This is a genomic window from Ruegeria sp. BHSB196, from assembly GCF_059613135.1.
The window spans coordinates 41,095-53,658 of the sequence record NZ_JBXWRY010000013.1 but is presented as its reverse complement, the minus strand read 5'-3'; the positions used below and the strand labels follow the sequence as shown (position 1 = coordinate 53,658).

The 12,564-nt window shown below is 62.6% G+C and carries 9 protein-coding genes; 5 read left to right on the top strand and 4 right to left on the bottom strand.

Translation table 11 applies throughout. The annotated features are described in order from the left end of the window. Nucleotides 1–60: 60 nt before the first annotated feature. The 4 genes from AC2FNJ_RS09225 to AC2FNJ_RS09210 form a co-directional block, all read right to left on the bottom strand. Nucleotides 61–2,055, bottom strand: coding sequence for a mechanosensitive ion channel family protein (locus AC2FNJ_RS09225; protein WP_496763934.1), 1,995 nt, complete (start codon nucleotides 2,053–2,055; stop codon nucleotides 61–63). A gap of 773 nt (nucleotides 2,056–2,828) precedes the next feature. After that, nucleotides 2,829–3,530: a vWA domain-containing protein gene (locus AC2FNJ_RS09220; RefSeq protein ID WP_496763933.1), complete on the bottom strand. Its 702-nt coding sequence runs from the start codon at nucleotides 3,528–3,530 to the stop codon at nucleotides 2,829–2,831. Between the two features lie 102 nt (nucleotides 3,531–3,632). Then, a complete protein-coding gene (locus tag AC2FNJ_RS09215; protein ID WP_496763932.1) occupies nucleotides 3,633–5,174 on the bottom strand; it encodes an ankyrin repeat domain-containing protein in 1,542 nt (513 codons plus the stop codon). A 237-nt stretch (nucleotides 5,175–5,411) separates the two neighbouring features. After that, nucleotides 5,412–5,864 (bottom strand): NUDIX hydrolase, encoded by a 453-nt coding sequence (locus tag AC2FNJ_RS09210; protein ID WP_496763931.1) that lies wholly within the window; start codon nucleotides 5,862–5,864, stop codon nucleotides 5,412–5,414. A 76-nt stretch (nucleotides 5,865–5,940) separates the two neighbouring features. Here AC2FNJ_RS09210 and hslO point away from each other — a divergent pair, with 76 nt between their 5' ends. The 5 genes from hslO to AC2FNJ_RS09185 all read left to right on the top strand — a co-directional run bounded on the left by hslO (nucleotide 5,941) and on the right by AC2FNJ_RS09185 (nucleotide 12,527). Continuing rightward, a complete protein-coding gene (gene hslO / locus AC2FNJ_RS09205; RefSeq protein WP_496763930.1) occupies nucleotides 5,941–6,927 on the top strand; it encodes an Hsp33 family molecular chaperone HslO in 987 nt (328 codons plus the stop codon). Further along, nucleotides 6,902–7,516 carry a CoA pyrophosphatase gene (locus tag AC2FNJ_RS09200; RefSeq protein WP_496763929.1) on the top strand — a complete coding sequence of 205 codons (615 nt, stop codon included), beginning with the start codon at nucleotides 6,902–6,904 and terminating at the stop codon, nucleotides 7,514–7,516. The genes hslO and AC2FNJ_RS09200 overlap by 26 nt, the downstream gene beginning before the upstream one ends. After that, nucleotides 7,513–8,673, top strand: coding sequence for a CCA tRNA nucleotidyltransferase (locus AC2FNJ_RS09195; protein WP_496763928.1), 1,161 nt, complete (start codon nucleotides 7,513–7,515; stop codon nucleotides 8,671–8,673). Before AC2FNJ_RS09200 ends, AC2FNJ_RS09195 begins: the two co-directional genes overlap by 4 nt. A gap of 186 nt (nucleotides 8,674–8,859) precedes the next feature. Then, nucleotides 8,860–10,698 carry an ABC transporter ATP-binding protein gene (locus AC2FNJ_RS09190; RefSeq protein ID WP_496763927.1) on the top strand — a complete coding sequence of 613 codons (1,839 nt, stop codon included), beginning with the start codon at nucleotides 8,860–8,862 and terminating at the stop codon, nucleotides 10,696–10,698. Next, on the top strand, nucleotides 10,695–12,527 hold the full coding sequence (locus tag AC2FNJ_RS09185) for an ABC transporter ATP-binding protein (RefSeq protein WP_496763926.1): 1,833 nt from the start codon (nucleotides 10,695–10,697) through the stop codon (nucleotides 12,525–12,527). The genes AC2FNJ_RS09190 and AC2FNJ_RS09185 overlap by 4 nt, the downstream gene beginning before the upstream one ends. Nucleotides 12,528–12,564 lie beyond the last annotated feature (37 nt).

The following is a 12,564-nucleotide window of genomic DNA, read 5'->3' as shown; positions in this document are numbered from 1 at the left end:
CACAAGGTTTAAGAAGTGACCTGGCATCGCGGAGAGGTGATCGACAAGTTGGCAACCAGATCAGCGGCGTCGATCTTCGGTGCTCAAAGGCTCGTCCGCACTCAAGGGTTCATCAGCGCCGCTATGCTCTTCGCCTTCGTCCGATGGTGTCGCGTGCGACTTCGATCCCTCCTTCGCTACGACGCTACCGCGCGGCGGGTAGTCGAGTGTTCCTTCGAATCCATCGAGTTCTTCGGCCGAGTAGCGGGGAAACGGCAGCCTCCCGTTTTCCCGCCATTCCCTGACCACCGTTTCCGCAAGTTCCGCGCGCTCGGTGTCCACCCCTTGGTCACGGCCGAGATACAACGTCTGTGAAGGATAGGCGAAGCCAGTGCCGGCCTCGGTCACAAGGTCGTACACCCTGAGGAAGATGTCCTCTCGAACCGCAAAAAAGTCGTTCCACTCGCGGGTTTCGACATAGACCCTTACATCGATGTCCAGAGAACTCGGGCCATACCCTGCGAACCGAACGCGAACCGTTTCATTGTCTATCCGGGGATGTGCGTGGAGCATCGATCGCATCTTCGCGAGCAAGAACCGCAGTTGATCCGGAGTCGTCTCATAGCGAACACCGATGATCGTATTCAGCAGCATCAGATCGCAGTGGGCAAAGTTCACGATTTGCAGGTTTGCGAATTGGGCGTTCGGCACCGTGATGATCGTTCGGTCCAGGGCTCTCAGTTTTGTTGATCGAACCCCGATGGCCTCGATCGTGCCCATCTGGTCTCCAAATTTGCAGAAATCGCCGACACGAACCGGCCGGTCCAGGTAAAGGATTACACTTCCCACGAGGTTTTCCAGCGTAGGCTGCAGGGCGAGCGCCATGGCCAGCCCGCCGATACCCAATCCGGCAAGGATGCTGAGAATTGGCAGTCCGATCGCCTGTCCCCCAAAGGCAAGGATGACGACCGTGCCAATGACTCCAAAGACATTCGAAACCAGCCGCAACAGATTGGCATCCAGACTTGCGTCGGGAATTCGTGGTGACAGGATGATCCACTCAAACACAATCCGAATCGAAACCCAGAACAGCCAGGCATAGGCCACGTAGCTCAACATCGTGGAGACCGTGCTGACGAGGTCGGCAAACCGTCCGGAAGGGTTGATCTGAAACGTGAAGGCCGGCAGCACGATGTTTGTGACCAGCAGAATGGCAAGAGGCAAGACCGCTTGAACAAGCAGCCGACCAAATCGCGCTGTTTTGGCAATCCCGACGAGAAGGCGCTGAGCCGCGACCACGAGGAAGGCCATTGTCACCAACGCGAGCGAAACCACGAGCACCTTCCACGCGGGGGTGTCGAGCCAAAGAGTTCGCAAAGAGGGCGGTATGGCGGCGACGACTCGGGGAGGTATGAGTGGACCCGTCAGCTGCGGCCCCAAGCTGCTCAGGCTTTCGATCGGAAGATCCGTACGCAGGGGAAGTGCCTGCAACGAGCGAAAGAACCTCGGCGCGACGTTTACTGTCGAGTGGACAAACAGGTACTCGCCATAGCGCTCGGCCTCGCCTATTCGCGCGATGTAGATTGGAGTGCCCGGGATACGGGTGGTTGTTGTTCCTTCAGCTTCCAATTGAGCTGTGTCGGGAATCGTGGCTGGATCGATTGGCGGAATCCGCCCGAAGATGTCCATAAGGTAGGTCATCGTCCGAATGCCGACCTCGCGGCGAGAGGAGGCAGGCTCTGCCTCAAGATCGATCAGACTGTTCATTTGGTCGGACAAAAGAGCGAGACGCGAAACGCCCGCCAAGGTAGCGTTGGCAATGTAGTCTGACAGTGCGGTTTCCATTTCCGCACTGAGGCGCAGGAAACTCCGGAACGTTTCGCGTGGATCGTCCGTACGAACGGGGGAAACCATATTCGCCACCGACAAGTCGGAAACTTCATCGGATTGCGCGACCGCCCGCGGCGCAATGACGGCACAAAGTACGGCGACGACAAAGAAGACGGTTGCGAGCAGGTATCCGATCGAGTGCGTCGCCCTTGGTCGCTCCAAGTCGCGACCCGTAAGAAAAACCATGTGGGTCTCCTTCAGCGCATCCCTGACTTACTTTAGACGCGGTCTCGGAAACTCCATTTCTGCAGCTTCGCGTCACGGAACCCTGCTAAACTATGTAGGTACTGTCAAAGGAAACCGTCTTGTTTGGAATAGGAGGTTTTGCAACGTCAAACTGAACTGCTGCATGTGCGGTGCGCTTCTGAGCCAGCAGAAGTTTGACAAAGAAGGCGGGTTTCTCCACCCACCCGGCATTCATGGTTGTTTTCGTTTCCCAGCTGCAGCGAATGCCCAAGTCGGCGGGCCGCATCGCAACGTCCGTGTTTTGCATTGGAGCGACCGCTAGGGCCGAAGTTGGAACACTGCAAATTGCAAGGATCAGATCAATGCAGCGAACTTTTTTGAGCTGCGAACATACTGCGCGTTGCACACGGCTTTTTTTAAGTAGCTCTCTATTTTCGGTCCTGGATTGAGGTCGTTCGACAAAGGCCAAATCCTGCTCCCGCACCCAAAATCCCAAAAGAAAACAGCCGTTTGGCAGCCTCGCGAACGGGGGCACTTAGCGTCAACGACATAAGCGCGCCCGACGCGCCCGAACCGGACAGGGTGGACAAAGCCTCCGCGATGGTCGGGAAGACCATTAAGGAGGGGGGAGCGTACGCATGGCAAAAAGGATCCTTGACGGAACGGGCAACCTTGCGACACAGGCGTTGCGCGAAGCGCGGGATCTCGACAACGGACACGGCTGTACAAAGCTCCGGGCAGTGCGTTCCAGGAAGAACCGCGGGCAGAAAAAATCACCCGATCACCGGACACCCCAACGTGCGTTGCAGGGCCGCCACCAGCTCTTCCACCGTCTCGGTCGAAACATACAACCCGCCGGTCTCGTCCGAAAGGCACCGCGCCACGGTGGTCGTGTCTCGCGGATCCTGTTCGGGATTGTTCCAGGCGAAAAAGTCAACCACGGCACGGAAGCCGATCACGTGGATTGTCAGGTCTCGGGCCGTAGCGTTCAGCGCCTGCGCCATTGCGCAGGGTCGGCCGCCACAGGTCTCGTTGCCGTCGGTGACAAGCACCACGACGCCCGCGCTGTTGCGATAGTCCAATGCCTCTGCCGCCTGCCGGACGGCTTCGGTCAGCGGTGTCAGGCCATCGGGTCTGAGAGCCTCGACGGCGTCAATGACCGGACCCGCAGCATCGGCAAGCGGGCCGAAGCGCAGGTCGAGGTTCTGGCAGGCGCCTTCGGGCCCGGGGCCATAGATCAGCAACCCGACGCGCCGGAAACGCGCGATTCCAGGCATCGCGCGCCGGATCGCCTGCCGCGCTTCGACGATACGGGTATTGGGGCCGGTCTCCAGACTGATTTCGTCCATCGAAGCCGAGCCGTCGAAAACCAGCATCGCATCGACCGAGCAATCGCCGACCCGAGCCACCGGCGCACCGACGCCGATCGCAAGCGCCACGGTCGCAAGCAGCCCGGTATCAAATAGTCGTCTCATCGGGGCAGTCTGGCACCCACGGCCACACTTGTCCATTTGTGCAGGGCGACACACATGCCGCATCTTCCCCAGCCGCTGATTGCTTCTCAGCAGTTTGTGGTTTCAGACCACCCCATGTTCCACAACCTGTTCGGGATGCGAGTCCGCCCAGTCGGCAAGAAAGGCGGACATCTCGGGCGCCGTTGCAAAACGCGGGGCCTTTCTGGGCAGCGCCACGCCCTTTTCAAGCGCCATGCGCGCGCATTCAATGTGATCGCGGCGCGCTCTTTGCGGGCAGTTTTCCGACCCGTGGATGATGGTCGACAGCAGTGTGCCGCCATAGGCGTTCGTGTGATCGAGGTCCGGGTTCTGGTCCAGAAAATACGACATGACATCGGACATCCCCTCCCAGCCGGCAAGGTGGAGCGGCGGCATGCCCATTTCGTCGGCCAGGTTGGGGTCGAACCCGATCTCGACCAGGCGCTGCATGTGCGGCAGGGTGCCTTCGCGCCAGACGAGGCGGCACAGAAGGTATTTCATCTCTTCCGACAGGTCATCCATGTCTATCCGGTCACCCGGTTTGGGGTCGCCGTCCGCTGCACGTGCAAGCTGCGCCTCTGTCGGCGAAAGCTGCGTGGACGCGCCCGCCTGTTCCAGAACTGCCGCCACCTCGCGGTTTCCGAAGATGCGGGCAAAGGCATAGGGCGTGTGACCGCGGCTGACGGCGTTTGGGTTCGCGCCGTGGTCCAGCAACAGCCGGGCGATTTCGCCCGAAGCCAAGCGTCGGGCCGCCTGATGCAGGGCCGGGATCACCAACGATGGTTCGCCCGACGGGTGCGGCGCGATGCCTTCATTCGGGTCCGCGCCGTGTTCGAGCAACAGGCGAACGGCGTCCGTGCTGTCGAAATCAATTGCCCGCGGCAACGCGTTCGTGCCACGTGGATTTGCGCCATGCTCCAGCAACAACCGAAGGCCCTCGGTATGGCCGAGTTCGGTGGAATGGTAGAGGGATTCGTTGTCGTCAGGATCCGCGCCATGGTCCAACAACCATCTGGCCAATGGCATATTGTCGGCATGGCCTATGGCCCCGTAGAGCGCGGACAGACGATGCTCCCCTTCTGGGTCGAACGCAAAACTGTCATTCACGTCGGCGCCGTGCGCCACCAGCAATTCCGCCATGGCCAGCATGTCATCTCTTTTTTCGGGCGCGGCCTTGATGTGTTTCGAAAAGGCCAGATGGCACATCGGGCGCCGTGGCGGATACTCGCGCGTCGCGACGCTCGGATCCTGAGCCAGAATCCTGCGCATCGCATCGACCTCGTACAGCGCAACGAGCAGAGGAACCTGTCCCTCTGCAAGATCCGGGTCTTCCGCAAGCAGGTGCGCAACCGTTTCCGGCGAGCCGTTGTAAAGCGCCCAGCGCAGCCGCCCCTGTTTCTGCGCGCGGTCCATGCCTTGCGTTTCAACGGCCAGCTTCAGTGCGGGCCAAGAAGCATATCCCGTCTCGCGCGCGATGACATGCAGACAGTCGGCGTGTTTGTAGACCCCGTTTCTGGGCGTTGGAACTATGCCTTGGACGCGCAGTTTCGCACCTTCATCGCCCGCGGTCAGGGCTTTGCCCAGGGCCTTGGCGTCACGGCGCAGCTGGTCGAGTGATTTGGTCATCGGTCTTCCCTCCGCTGCCCGACGGTCCGCTTATTCGGGCTGAGAAACCGATGTGGTTTTCATGCATTCTCTGCGAGGCGCCGATGACAGCTTTCCACGGACCGGGTGGCCGCCTCGACCGGCCTGAGGAAAGAGTATCGCGTGCCGTTACATCTCGCAAGCGGGGCGACCGGCAGGAAGGGCCGCCGGCATCGTTTCAGCATCTGCCTGAACCGCTCAACCGGGGGCGACGACATCTCAACAGGCTTGCGCCCGGTGCGTGTGGAGGCGGGCAAAGTGCCGGTCGCCAGCGTTGCCGAGCTGGTCGGCGGCCCGTCTGGCCTCCATCCACAACGCCTCGTGCAGGGGTTCGGTCGGGGGACCGATCCGGCGTGTGGGGCGGGCGCGGTAGATCAGGCAGATCTTTTCCGCCCACAGATCGTATTCCGGCATGTAGGCGAACCGGCGAAAGGCGCCGACGCGGCGTGGCGCGGCGATCAGCCACCCGGTTTCCTCGAAAACCTCGCGGTGCAGGGCCGTGACCGGAGACTCTCCAGGGTCTATGCCGCCACCCGGAAGCTGCAGTTCCGGGCCGGGATCGAGCTGACGGGTGAGCAGCAGGTGAGGGCCCTTCGGCAGCAGGGCATAGACGCCGACGCGGCGCGTGTATGTCCGGCCCGGTTCGGGGGTTTCACCGAAACGTCGGATCATGTATGGCCCCTTTCAACGACTTCAGTTCGACCTATATGGTGGCGGTATGCCAACCCGTGGCGTTTAAGGAAACCCCATGTCTCTTGGAACGAAAATCGCGTGGGACGACGTTGTCCTGCCCTTTCAGCTTGACGTGTCGGACATGCGCGGGCGCGTGGCCCGGCTGGACGGCGTGCTCGAAGGAATCCTCAAGCAACACGACTATCCAAGGCCGGTCGAGGCGCTGGTGGCCGAGATGGCATTGCTGACCGCGCTGATCGGCCAGACGATCGCCCTGCGCTGGAAGCTGTCGCTGCAGGTGCAGTCCAAGGGTGCGGTGCGGATGATCGCGACTGACTATTTTGCGCCGAGGACCGAAGGCGAACCGGCCCAGATCCGCGCCTATGCCAGTTTCGATCGCGAGCGGCTGACCGACGGCGCACCGTTCGATCAGGTCGGTGAGGGGTATTTCGCCATTCTGATCGACCAGGGCAAGGGGACGCAGCCCTATCAGGGCATCACGCCGCTGGCGGGAGAGTCACTCAGTTCCTGTGCCGAAGCCTATTTCGCCCAGTCCGAGCAGTTGCCGACCCGGTTTTCGCTGAGCTTCGGCAAGTCCACCGAACCCGGCGTCGGGGAACACTGGCGCGCGGGCGGCATCATGCTGCAACACATGCCGAAAGCATCCCCTTTCGTGGCCACGGGCGAGGGCACCGGGGAAATCCTCACCGCGCGGGATCTCGTGGACGGCGAAGAAGGCGAGAACTGGGGCCGGGTCAACATCCTGCTCGACACGGTCGAGGATCTGGAGCTTATCGGACCGTCGGTGCAGCCCACCGAACTTCTGGTGCGCCTGTTTCACGAAGAGCAGCCGCGCGTCTATGACGCCCAGCCGGTGGAGTTCGGCTGTACCTGCTCGGAAGACCGCGTGCGGCAGAGCCTGTCGATCTATTCGGCCCAGGACATCGAAAAGATGACCACGCCCGAAGGCACCGTGACCGCCGACTGCCAGTTCTGCGGCGCGCATTACGTGCTCGACCCGAACTCGGTCGGGTTCGATGCGGATCCCCAGGACGGTGCGTGATCCGGTCGCCGAGCTGTTGGCGGCGTTGAACCGCCCCGGAAACGGGTCGAGCGATTTTGACCTCAATCCGGATGCGGTGCTGCCGCCGGGGCGCAGGTTGCGCCCGGCAGGTGTCCTTGTAGCAATCTCGCTGGCCCGCGACGCGCCCCGCGTGATCCTGACGAAACGGTCGTCGGCGCTGAAGCATCACCCCGGCCAGATCGCATTTCCCGGCGGCAAGAAGGACGAGGGCGACGCGGACGTGACCTCGGCCGCCCTGCGCGAAGCGCAGGAGGAAATCGGATTGCCGCCGGGCCACGTCCGGGTGCTGGGGCATTTGCCGGCGCATGAAACCGTGACCTCCTTTTTGGTCACGCCCGTCGTCGCGGTGTTGGAGAAGGACTTCGATCCGGTCCCCGAACCGGGCGAGGTCGACGAGGTGTTTGCGGTTCCGTTGGACCATGTGTTGAACCCGGAAAACTACCTTGTACAATCCAGACAGTGGCGGGGGCAGAGGCGGTACTATTTCACCATTCCGTTCGGTCCCTTCTATATTTGGGGTGCGACGGCCCGGATGCTGCGCGGGCTTGCGGCACGGATGAGGGAATGACACGGATAACCGACGCCTGGGTCAGCGATCCGGCGACCCAGGCTGTTTGCGAGGCGCTCACCAGGGCTGGTGCGCAGGCCCTGTTCGTCGGAGGTTGCGTGCGCAACGCCTTGCTGGGTGCGCAGGTTGCGGACATCGACATCGCCACCGACGCGCGCCCCGAAAGGGTGGTCGAACTGGCCAGGGCAGCAGGGCTCAAGGCGGTCCCGACCGGCATCGACCACGGCACGGTCACGGTGATCAGCGGCGGCGTACCGCACGAAGTCACGACCTTTCGCCGCGACGTCGAAACGGATGGCCGCCGAGCCGTCGTGGCCTATGCCGACACGGTCGAGGAAGATGCCGCGCGGCGCGATTTCACGATGAACGCGCTCTACGCGCGCCCGGATGGAACGATCCTCGACCCGCTGAACGGGCTTCCGGATCTCGAGGCGCGGCGCGTCCGCTTCATCGGCGAGGCTGAGGATCGCATTCGAGAAGATTACCTGCGGTCCCTGCGCTATTTCCGGTTTCATGCCTGGTATGGCGATGCCGCCTTGGGCTTTGATGCCGATGCGCTGTCCGCCATCGCGTCGAATCTGGATGGCTTGTCGCGCCTTTCACGCGAGCGGGTGGGGGGCGAGCTGTTGAAACTGCTCGCCGCGCCCGATCCGGCCCCGTCGGTTGCGGCCATGCGTTCGACCGGCGTCTTGGCTCAGATCCTGCCGGGTGCGGACGATCGGGCGCTGGCGCCGTTGGTCGCGCTCGAAGCGCAGGCTGGAGTGGTGCCCGACCCGATCCGCAGGCTGGCGGCCCTGGGACCGCGGGCCGAGGTATCGACGTTGCGCCTGAGCCGCACCCAGATGCAGCGCCTGACACGGTTGCTTGATGCCGCGACCGGCTCAGCCGGCGAAGCGGAACTGGGGTACCGGCACGGCGCCGATGATGGCATGAACGCCGCCTTGTTGCGCTGTGCCTTTCTGGATCGGCCATGGTCCAACACTGTCGGAGATGCCGTTTCAAAGGGCGCCAAGGCGCGTTTTCCGATCACTGCGCGGGATCTCATGCCGACCTATTCAGGCCCGGCGCTTGGCGCCAAGTTGGCGGACTTGGAGGCGCAGTGGATCGCCTCGGATTTCTCTCTCAGCCGAGCGGAACTGCTGTCCGAAATCGGGTGATCCGCAAAGGGGGTGACAGGCCGGCATCTTTCCGGCTAGGGTGCGCCTGTCACATGGACGGAGGGATGCGAATGTATTACGGGATCTGGTTCGGCTGAATCCGGAACGACCGGCCCCGTGCGGGTGGTGTTCCGGCACTGCCTTTTTCGCATTTCTGACTCTTTTCGCTCGGTTGGAGCACCGCCCATGTTTCGCTATTTCGAAAACCTCGTTGACCCCTTTGTCGCCTATCCCGAGGACGACACGCCACCGACGCGCCTCTGGCCGTTCCTGAGGGAATATGCCCAGCCCTTTCGCCGGGTGTTCATCTGGACCGCGTTGCTGTCGGTGGTGGTGGCGGCCGTCGAGATCCTTTTGATCTACTACATGGGCCGCATCGTGGACATGATGGCCGGCTCGCCCGCAGAGGTGTGGGAGGCGCATGGAACCGAACTCTTGCTGGTCGGGGCCTTCATCCTGCTGTTCCGTCCATTGCTGCACGTCGTGGATGTGCTGCTGCTGAACAACGCGATCCTGCCGAATTTCGGTACGCTGATCCGTTGGCGGGCGCACAAGCACGTGCTGCGGCAGTCCGTCGGCTGGTTCGAGAACGACTTTGCCGGGCGGATCGCCAACCGGATCATGCAGACGCCGCCGGCAGCGGGCGAAGTGATCTTTCAGGTCTTCGACGCGATCTCGTATTCCCTGGCCTATCTGATCGGGGCGGCGATCCTGCTGATGGCGGCGGATGTACGGCTGATGTTGCCGCTGCTGGTCTGGTTCGTACTGTACGGGTTCCTTGTCCGCTGGACGGTTCAACGGGTCGGACCCGCGTCGCAGGCGGCGTCGGACGCGCGCTCGACCGTGACCGGGCGTGTCGTGGACAGCTATACCAACATTCACTCGGTCAAGATGTTCGCGCATGACGATCACGAACTGGACTATGCCCGCGAGGCCATCGAGGAAACGCGCCGCACCTTCCAGGTCGAGATGCGGATCTTCACGATCATGGATGCGGTGCTGGTTACGCTGAACGGTCTTCTCATCGTCGGCGTCGTCGGTTGGGCGATCCTGCTCTGGATGCAGGGGCAGGCATCTGCAGGGGTGGTCGCGGCAGCTTCGGCTTTGACGCTCAGACTCAATGCCATGACCGGCTGGATCATGTGGGCCTTGACCAGCTTCTTTCGCCAACTCGGTGTCGTTGCCGAGGGGATGGAAACCATTGCGCAGCCCATCGCGCTGGTGGACGCGCCGGACGCCAAACCGCTGAAGCTGACCGAAGGCCGGATCGAGCTGCGTGGCCTGTCGCATCACTACGGCCGCGAAGCGGGCGGGCTGGACCGGATCAACCTGACCATAGAGCCCGGAGAAAAGATCGGCCTGATCGGCCGGTCGGGCGCCGGCAAATCGACCCTGGTCAAGCTTCTCTTGCGGTTCTACGACGCCGATCACGGCTCGGTTCTGATCGACGGTCAGGACATCTCGAAGGTCACGCAGGAAAGCCTGCGGCGCAATATCGGCATGGTGCAGCAGGACAGCGCGCTGCTGCACCGTTCGGTGCGCGACAACATCCTTTACGGCCGGCCGGATGCGACCGAGGATCAGATGATTGCCGCAGCCAAGCAGGCCGAAGCGCATGAGTTCATTCTCGATCTCGAAGATCCGCAAGGCCGCCGCGGTTATGACGCGCATGTGGGCGAACGTGGCGTCAAACTGAGCGGTGGGCAACGTCAACGGGTGGCTCTGGCGCGCGTGATCCTCAAGGACGCGCCGATTCTGCTGTTGGACGAGGCGACTTCCGCGCTAGATTCCGAAGTCGAGGCGGCCATCCAGGATACGTTGTACGGCATGATGCAGGGCAAGACAGTGATCGCGATCGCGCACAGGCTCAGCACCATTGCCCAGATGGACAGGATCCTGGTTCTGGACCGGGGACGCATCGTCGAACAGGGTGCCCATGCCGAGCTGCTGGCGCATGGCGGGCTCTATGCGCAGTTCTGGGCGCGGCAGTCGGGCGGTTTCCTGAACCCCGAGGCCGCGGAATGAGGGTTGCCGATCTGATCCACCCCTTTCGCACCGTCCAAACGCCGCCGCCGCGAACGCTGTGGGCGTTCATTCGCTGGTGCCTGACGGGGGCCTGGCCGATGCTGTTCGTCGCCGCATTCTTTTCGGCCACCGCCGGCGCGATGGAGGCGGGAACGGCGTGGATACTCGGGCGCGTCATCGATGTCGCGACGGCCAGCGGACCTGAGCGCTTCCTGTCGTCCGAAAACCTGTGGATGATCCTGGGCGCCGTGGCGTTCTTCATGCTGTTGCGTCCGATCCTGTTCGGGCTGTCATCGGTTTCGAACAACTACATCGTGATGCCGAACATTCCACCTCTGGTCCTGTCCAAGCTGAACCGCTGGACGCTGGGCCAGTCGGTGACCTATTTCGATGACGATTTTGCCGGGCGCATCGCACAGAAACAGATGCAGACCTCGAATGCGCTGACCATGGTCGTGTCGGAAACCATCAGCGCGATCGTCTTCGCCCTGGCCTCATTGGTCGGCTCGCTGGCGTTGTTAGGGTCGATCCACCCGCTGGCGATGCTGCCCTTTGCGCTGTGGTTGACGGTATATTTCGCGCTGATCCGCTGGTACCTGCCGCGAATCCGGAAAAGATCCGGGGCAAGGGCGGGCGCGCGGGCGACGGTGACGGGCCAGATCGTCGACACGATCACCAACATCAAGACGGTCAAGCTGTTCGCCCATGCCGAACACGAAGACATGGCTGCGCGCGACGCGATGGAGGAACTGCGCGAAAGATCCCTGGAATTCGGGAGCCTGTCGGCAAGTTTCCGGTTCATCCTGATGACTCTGGCCGGGGTCTTGCCGGTCCTGCTGCTGGGCGTCACCTTGCTGCTGTGGCAGTCCGGCAAGGCCAGCGCGGGCGACATCGTGGCGGCGGGAACGGTATCCATCCGCATCGCCCAGATGACGGGATGGGTCAGTTTCACGCTGATGACCATGTACGCCAATATCGGCGAAGTCGAAAACGGGATGAGGACGCTGGCCCAGCGCAAGCGGGTCGAGGACGCGCACGATGCCAGGGAACTGAAGGTGACGGGCGGGCGGATCGCGTTCGACAACGTGACCTTTGCCTATGGCCGGGAAGCGGGCGGCGTTCAGGGGCTATCGCTGATCGTCGCGCCCGGCGAAAAGCTCGGGATCGTGGGGGCGTCCGGCGCTGGGAAATCGACGCTCGTGTCGCTGCTGCTGCGGCTCTATGACAGAGAAAGCGGCACGATCCGGATCGACGGTCAGGACGTGGCGAAAGTCACGCAGGACAGCCTGCGGCGTCAGATCGGCATGGTCACGCAGGAAACCGCGATGTTCAACCGATCCGCACGCGACAACATCCTTTATGGCCGCCCGGACGCCAGCGAAGCCGAGGTGATCGCGGCGGCCCGGAAGGCCGAGGCGCACGAGTTCATCCTGGGGTTGGAGGACGCCAGGGGGCGACGCGGCTACGATGCCCATCTCGGAGAGCGCGGCGTGAAGCTCAGCGGCGGCCAGCGCCAGCGGATCGCTTTGGCCCGCGCCATTCTCAAGGATGCGCCGATCCTGGTTCTGGACGAGGCGACCAGCGCATTGGACTCCGAGGTCGAGGCGTCGATTCAGGCTGCCCTGCACCGCGTGATGGAGGGAAAGACCGTGCTCGCGATCGCCCACCGCCTTTCCACTCTCGGCGAGATGGATCGAATCATCGTCTTGGACGACGGACGGATCGTCGAGAACGGGACACACGAAGCCCTTTTGGCCAAGGGCGGGCTGTACGCCCAGTTCTGGCATCGCCAGTCCGGCGGTTTCATCCGGACCGAGGCGGCGGAATAAGGCTTTCGTCCTTTGCCCGGCCCCGGTATCAGGCCGC